The organism is Cupriavidus sp. H19C3 (assembly GCF_049393815.1).
Lineage (GTDB): Bacteria > Pseudomonadota > Gammaproteobacteria > Burkholderiales > Burkholderiaceae > Cupriavidus.
This window is the reverse complement of record NZ_CP184986.1, coordinates 1558124-1573751: the sequence shown is the minus strand read 5'-3', so window position 1 is coordinate 1573751 and position 15628 is coordinate 1558124. Positions and strand designations below refer to the sequence as shown.

Genomic DNA, 15628 nt, shown 5'->3' with positions numbered 1-15628 from the left:
GGTTTGTGCGAGAATTCGCCCCTGATTAAAACCACGCCCGGACCGGTTTGCCGGTACCGCGCGGATCGCCGGTCGTGCCACCGGTGCCTCAGCCCACGGCCCCGAATGCGTGACCGTCAGACTACGGATTGGTCGCGGCGCTGCCGTTAGTGGAGCGTATTGCCGTTAGTGTTTCCTGAACGCGCGGCTTGGCGCAGGCGGAGACACGGTGACAGCGGTGTTGCACACTAACCAGAAAATCACGGTGAATTACCGCGATTTCGGTCTAATTTCAGGGAAAATGCGGAGTTTTTATCCAGGACGCGCGCAAGCGCGGGGCCCTGTCCGCCTGCCCGGACAGAGCGCTTCGTGTGCGTGTGGGGCGCTGGATCGTCTCTCGGCTCAAGGCGTTCGGCATGGCATTTGAATTCGGAATTCGCGCATGGGCGGCCAGTGCGCCCGCGCTGCAGTCGCCAGATGCCTGGCGCGCGTGGAGCCACGCGCCCTGGGTGCCGACCGGCACCGAACTGCCTCAGTTGGCGCACATGGCGCCGATGTTGCGCCGGCGCGTCAACGCGCTTGGCCGCGCCGCACTGCATCCGGCCTACGCATGCCTGCCGCAGGACTACGCCGATGCCGCCACCGATGCCGCCACCGATGCCGCCACCGACGCCGCCACCGACGCCCATGTCCCTGCGCCCCGCACGGCCATGCCGATGGTCTTTGCCTCGCGTCATGGCGACACCGCGCGGGCGTTCGACATGCTGACCGAACTGGCCAGCGACCAGCCGCTTTCTCCGACCGCCTTTGGCCTGTCCGTCCACAATGCCGTGGGCGCGATGTTCTCGATCGACCAGGCCGATACCGCCAACCTGCAAGCCATCGCGGCGGGCCGCGATACCGTGGAGGCAGCCGTCGTGGAGGCCTGTGGCCTGCTGGCCGACGGCGCGCCGGAAGTTTTGCTGGTGTGCTACGACGCGCCGCTGCCGGAGCCCTATGTGCCGTTTGCCGACGAGCCCGATTGCCTGTACGGCTGGTGCTGGCGCATTGGCGCGCCGCGCGCGGGCGAGCCGGCGTGGCAGCTGGAATATGAGGCTGACGTGGGGGACGCTGCGGGGCACGCGGCGGAGGCGCGCCCGGGCGAGGCGGCGCCGCTGTTGCCGCATGGTCTCGACGTGCTGCGTTTCATGCTGACGGCGGCGCCCGAACTGCGCTATCGCGGCGAACGCGCGGTCTGGAGGTGGCGTCGCCATGGTTGAACGGTTCGACCGCGCCTGGCGCATCTGCGCCACCGGGCTCTGCTTCTCCAGTTTCGGTCTTGGCGGGCTGGTACTGCGCGTGGTGATATTCCCGCTGGTGTCGCTGTTGCCGTGGTCACGGCTGACACGCCAGCATGTATGCCGCGATATCGTGCATTACTCGTTCCGGCTGTTTATCTGGGTGATGCGCACGCTCGGCGTCAATCGCTGCGAGGTGCGGCATGCCGAGCGCCTGCAACGGTCGGGTCTGCTGATCGTGGCCAATCACCCGTCGCTGATCGACGTCATCTTCCTGATGGCGATTGCGCGTCGCGCCGATTGCGTGGTGCGCTCGGGGCTGGCGCGCAATCCGTTCACGCGCGGCCCCGTGCGGGCGGCGGGCTGGGTGCTCAACGACGCTGGCGCCGCCATGGTCGACGATTGCGTGGCATCGTTGCGCGCCGGCAATTCGCTGATGATCTTTCCCGAGGGCACGCGCACGCGGCCCAACGAACCGATGCGCCTGCAGCGCGGCGCGGCCAATATCGCGGTGCGCGGCGGTTTTGCGCTGACACCGGTGGTGATCCGCTGCACCCCGCCCAACCTGATCAAGGGGCAGAGCTGGTGGCGCGTGCCGTCGCGGTGTCCGCGTTACGTCATCGACGTGCATCCCGACATCCATGTCAACGACCTCGTGGCGCCCGGTACCGAGGATGCCCTGGCCGTGCGGCAGGTCACGCAATCGCTATCCGAATTTTTTACCAGGGAGGTCGGCCGTGAAGCCGCTTGAACAGGAAATCAAGGAACTGATCATTTCGGCGCTGTCGCTCGAAGACATCACGCCCGACGACATCGATACCACCGCACCGCTGTTCGTGGAAGGGCTGGGCCTCGATTCGATCGATGCGCTCGAACTCGGCCTGGCGCTGCAAAAGCGCTATGGCGTCACGATGAACGGCGACAAGGAAGCCATTCGCGCACGCTTTGCCAGCGTGGCCGCGCTGGCCGAATTCGTGACGGAGCAGCGCGCTGGCGCGCCCGCTGCCTGAGCGCAGTCCCCCGCCCATACCGGCATACCGGAACCAACGGAGTCCAGATCATGACCCACGACGAAATCTTTGCGCGCGTGGCCGCGGTGCTCGAGGAAACCTTCGAGATCGAGCCGGCCCGCATCGTGCCCGAGGCGCGGCTCTACGAAGACCTCGACATCGACAGCATCGATGCGGTGGACCTCATCGTCAAGCTCAAGCCGATGCTCGACAAGCCCGTCAAGCCGGAGCACTTCAAGACCGTGCGTACCGTGCAGGATGTGGTGCAGGCCCTTGCGCAACTGATCGATTCGCCGGCCACGGCCTGATCGCTGCCACGCATGTCCTGGCGCAAATGGGGACTGGGGCTGTCCATGGGGCTGCTCACGCTGTCCTATCCCGTGATCGTCTACCTTGGGCTGCAACACTGGTCGCCACGTGCCATGGCACTGGTGCTGGTGGCGCTTGTGTTGCTGCGTGTGGGGTCGTTTCGGCGGGCGCGTGCCAGGGCGCAGTCGCCGGCGCAACCGCCGGTCGCCGCGCCGCTCGCCACGCCGGCCAGTCGCGGTGCCACCGCGCTCCTTGCCGCGCTGCTGGCGATGGCGGTCCTTGCCACTGACAGCGCCTTGCCGCTCAAGTTCTATCCCGTGCTGGTCAACGCCACCATGCTGGTCGTGTTCGGCTGGAGCCTGCGTCATCCGCCTTCGCTGATCGAGCGGCTGGCGCGCCTGCGCGAACCCGATCTGCCGCCGCGCGGCGTGGCCTATACGCGGCGTGTGACGCAGGCCTGGTGCCTGTTCTTTGTCGCCAACGGCACGGCCGCCATGGTTACCGCGCTGTGGGCGAGCGACCGCGTCTGGGCGCTCTACAACGGCGCCATTGCCTATGTGCTGATCGGCGCGATGTTCGCCGGCGAATGGCTGGTGCGCCAGCGCGTGATGGCGCGACCCGCGGAGCACGGTCATGGTTGAGTGGTGCGGTCTCGGCGAGGTCATGGCCACGCGCGCCGCCGCCGCGGGCCAGGAGGGACCGAGCGATGCGCGCGCGTGGTTCACGCGCGCCGACGCCTGGCGGCGCGCGTTTGCCGCAAGCGATGGCGCGCGCTGGGCCCTCTATCTGGATGACACCGCGGAATTTGCCGCGGCGCTGTTCGGCGCATGGCACGCGGGCAAGCATGTGGTGCTGCCCGGCGACACGCGCGCGGAGACGCTGGCCGCGCTGCGCGCGCAAGTCGATGGCTGGGCCGGCGACATTGGAGAGGGTGCGGCACGCGGGGCCGCGCTGCAACCCGCGCCGGAAGCTGCCGCATCGGCATCCGCCCTCGGCTGGTCCGCATTGTCGACGCGCGACACCGGCATCACGCTGTTCACGTCGGGATCGACCGGCGCGCCGGAAGCCATTGCCAAGCGCCTCGACCAGCTCGATGCCGAGGTTCATGCGCTGGAGCAGGCTTTCGGTCCGCGGGTGGCCGGTGCGCGCCTGTTCAGCACGGTGTCTCACCAGCATATCTACGGCCTGCTGTTCTGCGTGCTGTGGCCGCTTGCGGCCGGGCGCGCGCTGCCGGCCGCGCGCCTCGCCTATCACGGCGAACTGATCGATGCCTGTCTGGCCGATGCGCGCCCCGCGCTGCTGGTCAGCAGTCCGGCCCATCTGCGGCGCATGCCCGGGACGCACGCGTGGGACGCGGTACGCCGGACCCTGGTCGCGGTGTTTTCGTCGGGCGGACCGCTGCCGGCCGATGCCGCGGCCGAGGCCACGCGCCTGCTCGGCGAAGCGCCCATCGAAGTGTTCGGCAGCTCGGAGACGGGCGGCATCGCATGGCGCCAGCGCACCACCCATGGCGACCGCTGGCAGGCGCTGCCGGCGGTGTCATGGCGCCTGGAGGACGGTTGTCTCGCGGTGCGTTCCCCGCATCTGCCCGACAGCGACTGGTTCATCTGTGCCGACCGCGCGCTGCCGGCCGGCGACGACAGCTTTGTGCTGGCGGGCCGTGCCGACCGCATCGTCAAGATCGAGGAGAAGCGCGTCTCGCTGACACGCATCGAGCAGGTGCTGTGCGGCTCGGCGCTCGTGCGCGAGGCGCGCGCGTTACTGGTGGAGCTGGACCTCGGCACGCGCGTGGCGGTGGCGGTGGTGCCCGGCGAAGCCGGGCAGGCGCTGCTGGCGCGCGAGGGACGGGCCGCATTGGGCGCGGCCCTGCGCGCGCTGCTCGCGGATGCCGTCGATGCGGTGGCATTGCCGCGCCGCTGGGCCTTTGTGCCGGCGCTACCCTGCAATGCACAGGGCAAGACCACCGAGGCGATGCTGCGCGACCTGTTCCGGCGGACCTTGCCCCAGGTGCAATGGGAGACGCAGGAGCCGGGCGCGGACAGCGCCGCCGCCACGCTGGAGGTGTCGGCCGACCTTGCCATCTTCGATGGGCATTTTCCCGACGCGCCGATCGTGCCGGGCGTGGCGCAGGTGGACTGGGTGATGACGCTCGCGCCGCAGCGCCTGCCGATCCCGCCGCGCGACCGCTTCCATCGGATCGACGTGCTCAAGTTCCAGAACGTGATCCGGCCTGGCGACATCGTGCAGATGGCGCTGACGTGGCAGCCCGATACGCAGGTGCTGGCGTTCCGCCTGACCTCCGCGGCCGGCCCGCACGCCAGTGGCAAGATTCTTTTTCATCCCGCGCAGCCATGAGCGAAGCCTTCCGTCCCGTCGTACTGGTCCCGGTCTACGATCATGAAGGTGCCATCGGCGCCATGGTCGGGGCGATCCTGCGCCATCCGTGGCCGTGCCTGCTGGTCGACGACGGCAGCGGCCCGGCCTGCGCCACCGTGTTGCGCGAACTGGCCGCGGCCCATCCCGAGCGGGTGCGGCTGCTGCGTCTGCCGCGGAACCAGGGCAAGGGCGGCGCCATCATGGCCGGCTTTACCGAGGCCGCGCGTCTCGGTTACACGCATGCGTTGCAGATCGATGCCGATGGCCAGCACGATGCGGACAGCTTGCCGCAATTCGCGGCGCTGGCATGCGCGCAGCCCGCGGCGATGATCTGCGGCCAACCGGTGTACGACGATACCGTCCCGCTCGGCCGCAAGATCGGGCGCTACGCGACCCATGTATGGGTGTGGATCAATACGCTGTCGTTCGAGATCCGCGATTCGATGTGCGGGCTGCGCGTATATCCGCTGGCGGCGGTCACGGCGCTGATGCGCGACGTCGAGCTCGGCAAGCGCATGGAGTTCGATACCGAGGTGCTGGTGCACCTGGTCTGGCGCGGCGTACGCGTGGTCAATGTGCCAACGCGCGTGACGTACCCCGCCGATGGCGTTTCGCACTTCGACGTGTGGCGCGACAACGTGCTGATCTCGCGCATGCATGCGCGTCTCTTCTTCGGCATGCTGTGGCGCCTGCCGCGGCTATTGGGCCGCAAGGTGGGGCTGGCATGAGCGTGGAGACCGGGCTGCGGAGTGCGCCGCCGCGCCACTGGAGCGCGCTTGGCGAAGCGACCTGCGCCTGGGGCGTGTGGACGCTGTACGGGCTGTACCGCGTATCGGGCCGCGCGCTGTTCCGGCTGGTGCTGTATCCGGTAGTGGCGTACTACTGGCTGTCGCGCCCGCTTGCGCGGCGCGCCTCGCTCGACTATCTGCGGCGCATGCAGGCCGCGGCCGGCACCATCGGCACGCGTCCCGCCTGGCGCCACTCGCTGCGCCATCTGTTCTCGTTTGCCGACACGCTGCTCGACAAGCTGCTGGCGATCGGCGGCCATTACCCGCTCCACAACGTCCGGCAGGAAGGGCACGAGGTACTCGTGCGCCAACTGGAAAGCGGGCAGGGCGGCATTATCGTCACGGCCCATATGGGCTGCCTGGAGCTGTGCCGTGTGCTGGCCAACCGGCGTGCCGGCCTGCGCCTGACAGTGCTGGTTCATACCGCGCATGCCGAACGCTTCAACCGCATCCTGGCGCGCCTCGATCCGCGCGCCGGGCTGCAGCTGTTGCAGGTGGACGACATCACGCCGGCCACGGCCGTGGAACTGCAGGCGCGCGTGCGCGCCGGAGAATTTGTCGCGATTGCGGGCGACCGCGCGCCGCTGCACAGCGGTCGCGCGGTGCGCGTGCCGTTCCTGGGCGCACCGGCGCGCTTTCCGGTGGGGCCTTACGTACTGGCGTCGCTGCTCGATTGCCCGCTGTTTGCGATGGGCTGCGTGCGGCACGGCAAGGGCCACCTGATGCGCGTCACCGAGCTTGCGCGCGAGGTCAGGCTGCCGCGTGCCTCGCGCGAGGCGGCGCTGGCCGGATACGCGACGGCCTACGTGCAATGGCTCGAGGCGCTGCTGGTGACCGCGCCGTACGACTGGTTCAACTTCTACGATTTCTGGGCCTAGCCCGGGATTCCAGACGCTTTCCGCTTTTGCTCATGCCCAAGGTCCTCAGTCACGAGATTACTCTCAGCCCGGCGTTTCACGACCTCGACCCGATGAACGTGGTCTGGCACGGCAACTACGCCCGCTATTTCGAACTGGCCCGCTGCGCGCTGCTGCAGCAGATCGACTACGACTATCCGCAGATGCGCGACTCCGGCTATGCGTGGCCGGTGGTGGACATGCGCATCAAGTTCGTGCGTCCGCTCGTATATGGCCAGGCGATGATCGTGCGCGCTACCTTCACCGAGTGGGAGAACCGGCTCAAGATCGATTACGAGATCCGCGATGCGCAGTCGGGCCAGCGTCTGACCAAGGGCTATTCGATCCAGGTGGCGGTGGAGATGGCGACCAACGAGATGCTGTATGTCTGCCCGCAGGTGTTGTGGGACCGTCTGGGGGTGCAGCCATGATGCGCCGCCGTTTGCTGTCGGTGCTGGCCGCCGCGCTCGGGACCGCGGTGCTGGCCGTGCCGATGCCGGTGCGCGCGCAGGGCGACCTTGCCGCGGCCGTCTCGGCCCGGCTGTCGGATGCCGCGGTGATTCGTGGCCGCTTCGAGCAGACGCGCAAGCTGGCTGGCTTCAGCAATCCGCTGGTGTCCAGGGGCGATTTCGTGGTGGCGCGCGGGCGTGGCGTGTTGTGGAGCACGCTCGAGCCGATCGCGTCGAGCCTGCTGGTCACGCCGGACAAGCTCGTCGTGCGCGGTGCCGACGGGCGCGTGCAGCAGCAGATGCAGGCCGATGCGCAACCGGCCATGCGCGTGGTGGGCGAATCGATGATCGCGGTGCTGCGTGGCGACCTGCGCGGCCTGTCGTCGCGCTTCGAGATCGATGGCAAGCTGGTCGGCAAGGCCGGCTGGACGCTGACGCTGGTGCCGACCGACGCAGGCATGAAGCGCGTGTTCGCCCGCATCGAGCTGGCGGGCGACCGCTTTGTGCGCGACGTGCGCATCGCGGAGGCCGGAGGCGATAGCACGACGGTGCGCATGATCGACCCGGTGGCCGCGAGCCAGCTCAGCGCCGCGGAGGAGCAGCGCTTTGAGTGAACTGGTGCACGGCATACGCCGCGGTCAACACGGCCCGACCCGCGTCGAGCGCCTGCTGGCGTTCGCGTGGCTGGTGCTGGTGCTGGCCGTGGTGGCCCACCAGGTGCAGTTCTGGCGCGCGTTCCGCGTCGATACCGACGTGATGGCACTGCTGCCGGCCAGCGAGCGTACCGCCACCGCCGACCGCGTGCTGCGGCAACTGGCCGACAGCGTCGCGAGCGAGGTCGTGGTGCTGGTGGGCAGCCCCGACTGGGCGCGCACGCGCGCCGCGGCCGGGCGCTTTGGTGCCGCCGCCGCGCAAGGGCAGGGCTTGCTGCAGCCGGTGGACAAGCTGGCCGCGTTCAACCTGGACGCCGCGCTCGCGTTCTACCGGCCCTGGCGCGATCGCCTGCTGACCGACGCGCAGCGCGCCATGCTGCGCGATACCACATCGGACCAACTGGCGCAGCAGGCGCTGACGCGGCTGTATCAGTTCTCCACCGGGCCGCACCTGACCGACTGGGCATCGGACCCGCTCGGCCTGTGGCAGGCATGGTGGCTGCAACGCGCGGCAGTGACGCGTGTGCACGAACGCGATGGCCTGGCCGCGCTCGAAGGCGATGGCCTGGCATGGGCGCTGCTGACGTATCGCATCACGCGGCCGGCGTTCTCCGTCAGCGGCGATACCGCCTATGGCGACCTGCTGGCGGCGGCCGGACGCGCGGCACGGCAGGGCGATGCGCAGGTACGCGTGATCGCCGCCGGCATTCCGCTTCATGCCGAAGCCGCGGCGGCACGGGCCAATCTCGAAATGAACGTGATCGGCTGGGGCTCGCTGGCGGCCGTGCTGCTGCTGGTGTGGCTGGCGTTTCGTTCGCTGCGGCCGATTGTGCTGGTGGGGCTGTCGCTCGCGGTGGGCACCGCGGCAGCGATTTCGGTCACGGCGCTGGTCTTCGACCGCGTGCACCTGATCACGCTGGTGTTCGGCGCGAGCCTGGTGGGCGTGGCGGAGGACTTCGGCATCCATTACTTCGTCGCGCGCCAGGCCTCGCCGCAGGCTTCGCCGCCGCGCGTGATGCGCTTCCTGTTTCCCGGCATGGCGCTGGCGCTGTCCACCAGCGTGGTGGCATATCTCGCGCTGGGCATCGCGCCGTTTCCGGGGTTGCGGCAGATGGCGCTGTTCTCCGCGGTGGGCCTGGTGGCCGCGTTCGTGACCGTGGTGTTCTGGTTTCCGTTGCTCGATCGCGGCACGCCGCGCCAGACGCGGCTGTCGCAATGGCTCGCCGCAAGCCTGGCACGCTGGCCGCGTGTGCGGGCCGACCGCCGCACGTGGATCGCGCTGCTGGTACTCGCCGCCATCATCGTGCCCGGCGTGCTGCGCGTAGATGTGGTGGACGATGTGCGCCAGTTGCAAAGTTCGCCGCAGGCCCTGATCGATGCGCAACGCGCGGCCGGGCGGCTGCTGGGCACGCCGAGCCCCGCGCAGTTCGTGCTCGTGCGCGGCAGCACGCCGGACCAGGTGCTGGCGCGGGAGGAGGCGGTCAAGGACGCGCTGGCCAGCGTGGTGGCTGCGGGCAAGCTCGAAGGCGTACTGGCGATTTCGGACTGGGTGCCGTCGGCGGCGCGCCAGCAGGCCGACGCGGCACTCGCGGACCGGCAGGAAGCGGCAGTGCGCGAACGGGTCGCACAGATCGTGGGCGGCGCGATTGCCGCGCCGCGCGGCGTCTCGGCGCAACCACTGACGCTCGACGCGTGGCTCGCGCATCCGGTTTCGAATACGCTGCGGCACTTGTGGTTAGGGCGCGAAGGTAGCGGCCAAGATAGTGGCTACGCCAGCGTGATGCTGCTGCGCGGGCTCGACAGTCCGGCCACCATGCCCGCCATCGAGGCGGCCGTGGCCACCGTGCCGGGTGCCGAATGGGTCGATCGCATCGCCGGGCTATCGTCGCTGCTGCGCCATTACCGGGTGTTGATGAGCTGGCTGCTGCTGGCCGGGGCTGCCGGCGTGGCGGTGCTGCTGGCCTGGCGTTACGGCCGCGCGGGCTGGCGCGCGCTGGTGCCGACCTTGCTGGCGGCCGCGTTCAGCGTGGCGGTGCTGGGCTGGCTTGGCGTGCCGTTGCAGCTGTTCTCGGTACTGGCGCTGGCGCTGCTGCTGGGCGTGGGCGTGGACTATGGCATTTTCCTGCTCGAACACCCGGGCGATGGGGTGTCGTGGACCGCGATCGTGCTCGGCGCGGCCAGTACGCTGCTGGCCTTCGGCCTGCTCGCGCTGTCTTCCACGCCGGCGCTCCATGCGTTTGGCATGACCATGCTGTGCGGCGTGGGTGCGGTCTGGGTGCTGTCACCCTGGTTCCGCCCGGCCGTGCCGCATGCCGCGGCATCATCACAACACTGACAAGGTAGAAGGTAAGGTCGCCTCATGAACACTGAACAGGCCGAAGTACTGATCGTTGGCGCCGGGCCCGCGGGCTCGGTGGCGGCAGGGCTGCTGCGCAAGCGCGGCATCGATGTGCTGGTCATCGAGAAGGAAACCTTTCCCCGCTTTTCCATCGGCGAAAGCCTGCTGCCACAAAGCATGGCGTATATCGAGGAAGCCGGCATGCTGCAGGCCGTGGTCGAGGCCGGCTTCCAGTACAAGAACGGCGCCTCGTTCGTGCGCGGCGACCGCTATACCGATTTCGATTTTCGCGACAAGTTCTCGCCGGGCTGGGGCACGACCTACCAGGTGCAGCGCGCGACGTTCGACGATGTGCTGATCCGCGAGGCGCAGAAGCAGGGCGCGCGCGTGCGCTTCGGTCATGTGGTGGAAGCAGTGGACGCGGTGGACGTCGGCGGCGCGCAGCCGGTGGTGACCGTGCGCCCGCCCGAGGGCGAGCCCTACCGCGTGCAGGCAAAATTCCTGCTCGATGCGTCCGGCTTCGGCCGCATTCTGCCGCGCCTGCTGCAGCTCGAGTCGCCGTCCAACTTTCCGGTGCGCGCGGCGATCTTCACGCATGTGGAGGACCGCATTCCACCGGGCACGTTCGATCGCAACAAGATTCGCATCAGCGTGCACCCCGAGCATGTGGACGTGTGGTACTGGACCATTCCGTTCTCCGATGGGCGCTGCTCGCAGGGCGTGGTGGCCGAGAAGGCCTTCCTCGACCGCTATACCGGCACCGAGAGCGAACGTCTGCGCACACTGTGCAACGAGGAGCCGGGCCTGGCGTCGCTGCTGCGCGATGCCAACTGGGATACGCCCGCACGTCAGATCGTCGGCTACTCGGCCAATGTCCGGTCGCTGTGGGGCAACGGCTACGCACTGCTCGGCAATGCCGGCGAATTCCTCGACCCGGTGTTCTCGTCGGGCGTGACCATCGCGTTCAAGTCCGCGAGCCTGGCCACCGCCTGCCTGATGCGCCAGCTGGCCGGTGAAACCGTGGACTGGGAGCAGGATTTTGCGCGCCCGCTGCGCGCCGGTGTCGCCTGCTTCCGCACCTTCGTCGAGGCGTGGTACCAGGGCAGTTTCCAGAAGGTCATCTTCCATCCGCATGCCACGCCCGAGATTCGCCGCATGATCTCGGCGATCCTGGCCGGCTATGCATGGGATACCGACAATCCGTTCGTGGCCGAGTCGCGGCGCCGCCTGGGTGTGCTGGAGCAGCTTTGCACGGGCTGAGACATACCCTCCCATGGCTGGTCGCCGTCCTGCTGCTCGGCGCGTGTGCCGGCGCGCCGCCGGTGGAACCGGGCGCGGTGCCTGCCGTGATACAAGGCACGGACTCAGCCACGGACTCAGCCACGGACGCGGCGCCAGGGACGATGCCGCTGCTGCGTCTGCCGCCGGCTTCGCTTGGCCGCACGCTGCAGCTCCAGCAACAGATCACCGTGCAGTACCCGTCGCCGCAGGGGGAGCAGACGCGCGATATTCTGGCGCTGCTGGAGGCCGATGCCGCGCATACCCGGCTCGCCGCGATGGCGGGCGGGCAGGTCCTGGCGCGGCTCGACTGGGATGGCCGCGACCTGCATGTGACGCGCGCGCCGTGGGCGCCCGCGGAACTTGTGCCGGAGCGTATCCTCAGTGACCTGCAGCTGTCGCTCTGGCCCGTGCCGGCGATTGCGGCGGTCTTGCCGGCTGGCTGGCACGTCGAGGACATGGGCGACGTGCGCCGCCTGCGCGCGGGTAACGAGGTCGTGGCGGAGGTGCGTCATCCCGATGCCATCACCACGGTGTTCGACCAGCGCCGCGCCGGCTACCGGCTGACGATCCGCACGCTACAGCGGACAGGAGGGCAGCCATGACAATCTATCTGAACGCGTGCAACGTCATCTGCGCGCTCGGCAGCGGCAACGATGCCGTGCGGGCCGCGCTGTGGCGCACCGATGGACCGGCCGGGGGCGAGCTGACCGACCGCTATACGCCCGGACTGCCATTGCATCTCGGCACCGTGCGCGAGCCGCTCTCGGCCGCCGACCTGCCCGTCGATACGCCGGCGCGTCATCGCAGCCGCAACAATGCGCTGCTGCTGCGCACGCTGGACGCCATGCGTCCCGCGGTGGCGGCGGCGATCGCGCGCGTGGGCCCGGCCCGCGTGGCGGTGGTGCTCGGGACCAGCACGTCGGGCATCAGCGATGCGGAGCGCGCCGTGCGCGCGCGCGTGAGCGCGGGCGCGTGGCCGCCGGCGTTTCACTATGGCCAGCTCGAACTCGGCTCGCCCGCGCAATTCCTCGCGGCCACGCTGGGCATCGCGGGGCCGGCCTATACGCTGTCGACGGCGTGTTCGTCGAGTGCCAAGGCGCTCGCATGCGCGGCGCGGCTGCTGCGCCATGGCATGGTCGATGTTGCCATCGCGGGCGGTGTCGATACGTTGTGCAGCTTTACCATCGCCGGTTTTCGCGCGCTCGATTCCGTGAGCGTGGAACGCTGCAATCCGCTCTCGCTGCATCGCCATGGCATCAACCTGGGCGAGGGTGCCGCGCTGTTCGTGATGTCGCGAGAGCCCGGTCCGGTGCGGCTGGCGGGCTGGGGCGAAACCTCGGACGCGCACCATATGTCGGCCCCCGACCCAAGCGGCACCGGGGCGCGCGTGGCCATGCAACAAGCCCTCGCGGGCGCGGGGCTGGCGGCCGCCGACATCGATTACCTGAATCTCCATGGCACCGCTACCGAGCAGAACGATGCGATGGAAACGCGCGCGGTGGCCGATGTGCTCGGGCCACGCGTGCCCGTGAGTTCCACCAAGCCGCAGACCGGTCATGCGCTCGGCGGTGCCGGCGCGGTGGAGGCCGCGCTGATGTGGCTGACGCTGACCGACAATCCGCGCGGCCGGCTGCCCGCGCACTGGTGGGATGGCGCGGTGGATCCGGCGCTGCCCGCGCTGCAGGTGGTAGGCGCCGACGATGCGCTCGGCCGTGCGCCGCGCCATGTCATGAGCAATTCGTTTGCGTTTGGCGGCAGCAACAGCGTGCTGCTGATGGGGGCGGCATGAGCGAACTACCGAAGTTGACCCCCGCGTCGCCGCCTGGGCGGTGGTCCGGGATGGCGCCGGATCCGCTGCCGCCGATCGCCGAGATCGTGCCGCATGCCGGCGCCATGCGGCTGGTCGACGAGCTGGTGCAGGCCGATGCCGAGCGGTGCATCACGCGCGCCACGGTGCGCGCGACGCAGCTGTTTGTCGACGAGGCCGGTATGCCGGGCTGGGTCGGCATCGAGTATATGGCGCAGACCATCGCCGCCTGGGCCGGCATGCGCGACCGCGCGGCCGGCCAGCCGCCGGGGCTGGGCTTTCTGCTCGGCTCGCGGCGCTATGTGTGCGAGGTGCCGGCGTTTCCGGTCGGCAGCGTGCTGCTCACCGAGGTGAACCTGGAACTTGCCGGCGACAACGGGCTTGGCATGTTCTCGTGCACCATCCTGCTCGCCGGCCGCGAGGTCGCGCGCGCCAATGTTTCGGTATTCCAGCCCGCGGACGCGCGGGCGTTCCTGCAAGGATTGCAACCATGACGACCAAGACCGTGCTGGTCACGGGTTCCTCGCGCGGCATCGGCCGCGCCATCGCGCTGCGGCTGGCCCGCGACGGCTACGATGTGGTGGTGCACTGCCGCGCCAGCCGCGACGAGGCGGAATCCGTGGCCGATGCCGTGCGCGCATTCGGCCGCAACGCGCGCGTGCTGAGCTTCGATATCGGCCAGCGCGAGGCGACGGCCAGCGTGCTGCTGGCGGATATCGAAGAGCATGGCTGCTACTACGGCGTGGTGTGCAATGCCGGCATTGCGCGCGACGCGGCCTTTCCGGCCATGAGCGGCGAGGAGTGGGACGAGGTCGTGCATACCAACCTCGATGCCTTTTACAACGTGCTCAACCCGCTCGTGATGCCGATGGTGCAGCGCCGGCAACCGGGTCGGATCGTCACGCTGTCGTCGGTGTCGGGACTGGTCGGCAATCGCGGGCAGACCAACTACAGCGCCGCCAAGGCCGGCATTATCGGCGCCACCAAGGCGCTCGCGATCGAGCTGGCCAAGCGCGCCATCACGGTCAACTGCGTGGCGCCGGGCCTGATCGACACCGAGATGGTCGAGGCACACGTGCGCGAGGAAGCGTTGAAGATGATTCCGGCGCGCCGCATGGGCACGCCGGATGAAGTGGCGGCGACCGTGGCCTTCCTGCTGTCGGCGGACGCGGGCTACATCACGCGGCAGGTCATTTCCGTGAATGGGGGGATGTTCGGATGAAGCGCGTCGTCATTACGGGCGCCGGCGCCATCAGCGCCATCGGCAACGACTGGCCCAGCGTGCGCGCACGCCTGGCCAGCGGGCGTACGGCGGTGGTGAATATGCCGGAATGGGAAGACTTCCGCGGCCTCAACACGCGGCTGGGCGCACCGGTGCCGCCGTTCGCGCTGCCGCCGCATTACACGCGCAAGCTCACGCGCGCGATGGGGCGGGTGGCGCTGATGGCGGTGCTGGCCAGCGAGGCGGCGCTGCAGGATGCCGGCCTGCTTGGTGATCCGCTGGTGACCGGCGGCGACATGGGCATTGCGTATGGGTCGTCGACGGGCACGCCGCAGGCAGTGGCCGATTTTGGCCGCATGATCACCGAACGCACCACCGAGGACATCAGCGCCACCACATATATCCGCATGATGCCGCATACCACCGCCGTCAATATCGGCGTGTTCTTTGGTATCAAGGGCCGCATCGTGACGACATCGAGCGCGTGCACCTCGGGCAGCCAGGGCATCGGCTATGCGTTCGAGGCCATCCGCGCGGGACGGCAGGTAGCGATGCTGGCGGGCGGTGCGGAGGAACTCGACGCGACCGAAGCGGCGGTGTTCGATACGCTGTTTGCCACCAGCACGTGCAACGATCGTCCCCACACCACGCCGCGCCCGTTCGATGCGGCGCGCGACGGGCTGGTGCTGGGCGAGGGCGCGGGCACGCTGGTGCTCGAGGAACTGGAGCATGCACAGGCGCGCGGCGCCAGGATCCTCGCGGAGATTGTCGGCTATGGCACCAACAGCGACGGTACGCACGTGACGCAGCCTCAGGCGGAGACCATGGCGATGGCGATGCGCCTGGCGTTGCGCGACGCGGAGATCGGCCCCGAGCGCATCGCCTACGTCAACGCGCACGGCACCGCCACCGATCATGGCGATATCGCCGAGTCGCACGCCACGCACGCCGTGCTGGGCGAGCGCGTGCCCGTGAGCTCGCTCAAGAGTTTCGTGGGCCATACGCTCGGCGCGTGCGGCGCACTGGAGGCCTGGATGACGATCGAGATGATGCGCGACGGCTGGTTCGCGCCTACGGCTAACCTCGACACACCGGATCCGCGCTGCGCGCCGCTGGACCATATCGTCGGCACCGGTCGCGAAATCGACGCGGAGTATGTGATGAGCAACAACTTTGCGTTTGGCGGCATCAATACGTCGCTGGTGTTCCGGCGCTGGGAAGGCTGAGAGTCGTCATTGGCCGG

17 protein-coding genes are annotated in these 15628 nt (G+C 69.1%); all 17 read left to right on the top strand.

The features are described from left to right. Nucleotides 1-395: 395 nt before the first annotated feature. The 17 genes from DFLDMN_RS26635 to DFLDMN_RS26555 all read left to right on the top strand — a co-directional run bounded on the left by DFLDMN_RS26635 (nt 396) and on the right by DFLDMN_RS26555 (nt 15611). Complete coding sequence (locus DFLDMN_RS26635; protein WP_423198743.1) at nt 396-1238, top strand: beta-ketoacyl synthase chain length factor; 843 nt, start codon at nt 396-398, stop codon at nt 1236-1238. Next, nucleotides 1231-2007, top strand: coding sequence for a lysophospholipid acyltransferase family protein (locus DFLDMN_RS26630; RefSeq protein ID WP_423198742.1), 777 nt, complete (start codon nt 1231-1233; stop codon nt 2005-2007). The genes DFLDMN_RS26635 and DFLDMN_RS26630 overlap by 8 nt, the downstream gene beginning before the upstream one ends. Then, complete coding sequence (locus tag DFLDMN_RS26625; RefSeq protein WP_423198741.1) at nt 1994-2266, top strand: phosphopantetheine-binding protein; 273 nt, start codon at nt 1994-1996, stop codon at nt 2264-2266. Before DFLDMN_RS26630 ends, DFLDMN_RS26625 begins: the two co-directional genes overlap by 14 nt. Before the next feature lie 50 nt (nt 2267-2316). Continuing rightward, entirely contained in the window at nt 2317-2574 is a 258-nt protein-coding gene (locus tag DFLDMN_RS26620; RefSeq protein WP_423198740.1) for an acyl carrier protein, read from the top strand. A 12-nt stretch (nt 2575-2586) separates the two neighbouring features. Continuing rightward, complete coding sequence (locus DFLDMN_RS26615) at nt 2587-3216, top strand: hypothetical protein (RefSeq protein WP_423198739.1); 630 nt, start codon at nt 2587-2589, stop codon at nt 3214-3216. After that, nucleotides 3209-4930 carry an AMP-binding protein gene (locus DFLDMN_RS26610; protein ID WP_423198738.1) on the top strand — a complete coding sequence of 574 codons (1722 nt, stop codon included), beginning with the start codon at nt 3209-3211 and terminating at the stop codon, nt 4928-4930. The genes DFLDMN_RS26615 and DFLDMN_RS26610 overlap by 8 nt, the downstream gene beginning before the upstream one ends. Continuing rightward, the gene (locus tag DFLDMN_RS26605; RefSeq protein ID WP_423198737.1) at nt 4927-5679 is read left to right on the top strand and encodes a glycosyltransferase family 2 protein; all 753 of its coding nucleotides are present in this window, start codon (nt 4927-4929) and stop codon (nt 5677-5679) included. Before DFLDMN_RS26610 ends, DFLDMN_RS26605 begins: the two co-directional genes overlap by 4 nt. Then, nucleotides 5676-6617, top strand: coding sequence for an acyltransferase (locus tag DFLDMN_RS26600; RefSeq protein WP_423198736.1), 942 nt, complete (start codon nt 5676-5678; stop codon nt 6615-6617). The genes DFLDMN_RS26605 and DFLDMN_RS26600 overlap by 4 nt, the downstream gene beginning before the upstream one ends. A gap of 32 nt (nt 6618-6649) precedes the next feature. Beyond that, a complete protein-coding gene (locus DFLDMN_RS26595; protein WP_423198735.1) occupies nt 6650-7066 on the top strand; it encodes an acyl-CoA thioesterase in 417 nt (138 codons plus the stop codon). Then, entirely contained in the window at nt 7063-7698 is a 636-nt protein-coding gene (locus tag DFLDMN_RS26590; protein WP_423198734.1) for a LolA family protein, read from the top strand. The genes DFLDMN_RS26595 and DFLDMN_RS26590 overlap by 4 nt, the downstream gene beginning before the upstream one ends. Then, nucleotides 7691-10072 (top strand): MMPL family transporter, encoded by a 2382-nt coding sequence (locus DFLDMN_RS26585; RefSeq protein ID WP_423198733.1) that lies wholly within the window; start codon nt 7691-7693, stop codon nt 10070-10072. Before DFLDMN_RS26590 ends, DFLDMN_RS26585 begins: the two co-directional genes overlap by 8 nt. Before the next feature lie 24 nt (nt 10073-10096). Beyond that, nucleotides 10097-11335, top strand: a complete 1239-nt coding sequence (locus DFLDMN_RS26580) for an NAD(P)/FAD-dependent oxidoreductase (protein ID WP_423198732.1) — start codon at nt 10097-10099, stop codon at nt 11333-11335. Nucleotides 11336-11478: 143 nt separating this feature from the next. Beyond that, nucleotides 11479-11958, top strand: a complete 480-nt coding sequence (locus tag DFLDMN_RS26575) for a DUF3261 domain-containing protein (protein ID WP_423198731.1) — start codon at nt 11479-11481, stop codon at nt 11956-11958. Beyond that, nucleotides 11955-13145 (top strand): beta-ketoacyl-ACP synthase, encoded by a 1191-nt coding sequence (locus DFLDMN_RS26570; protein ID WP_423198730.1) that lies wholly within the window; start codon nt 11955-11957, stop codon nt 13143-13145. The genes DFLDMN_RS26575 and DFLDMN_RS26570 overlap by 4 nt, the downstream gene beginning before the upstream one ends. 50 nt (nt 13146-13195) lie before the next feature. Next, the gene (locus DFLDMN_RS26565) at nt 13196-13657 is read left to right on the top strand and encodes a hypothetical protein (RefSeq protein ID WP_423198729.1); all 462 of its coding nucleotides are present in this window, start codon (nt 13196-13198) and stop codon (nt 13655-13657) included. Then, nucleotides 13654-14385 carry an SDR family oxidoreductase gene (gene fabG / locus DFLDMN_RS26560; protein WP_423198728.1) on the top strand — a complete coding sequence of 244 codons (732 nt, stop codon included), beginning with the start codon at nt 13654-13656 and terminating at the stop codon, nt 14383-14385. Before DFLDMN_RS26565 ends, fabG begins: the two co-directional genes overlap by 4 nt. Continuing rightward, nucleotides 14382-15611, top strand: a complete 1230-nt coding sequence (locus DFLDMN_RS26555) for a beta-ketoacyl-[acyl-carrier-protein] synthase (RefSeq protein ID WP_423198727.1) — start codon at nt 14382-14384, stop codon at nt 15609-15611. Before fabG ends, DFLDMN_RS26555 begins: the two co-directional genes overlap by 4 nt. The last annotated feature ends 17 nt before the right edge of the window (nt 15612-15628 follow it).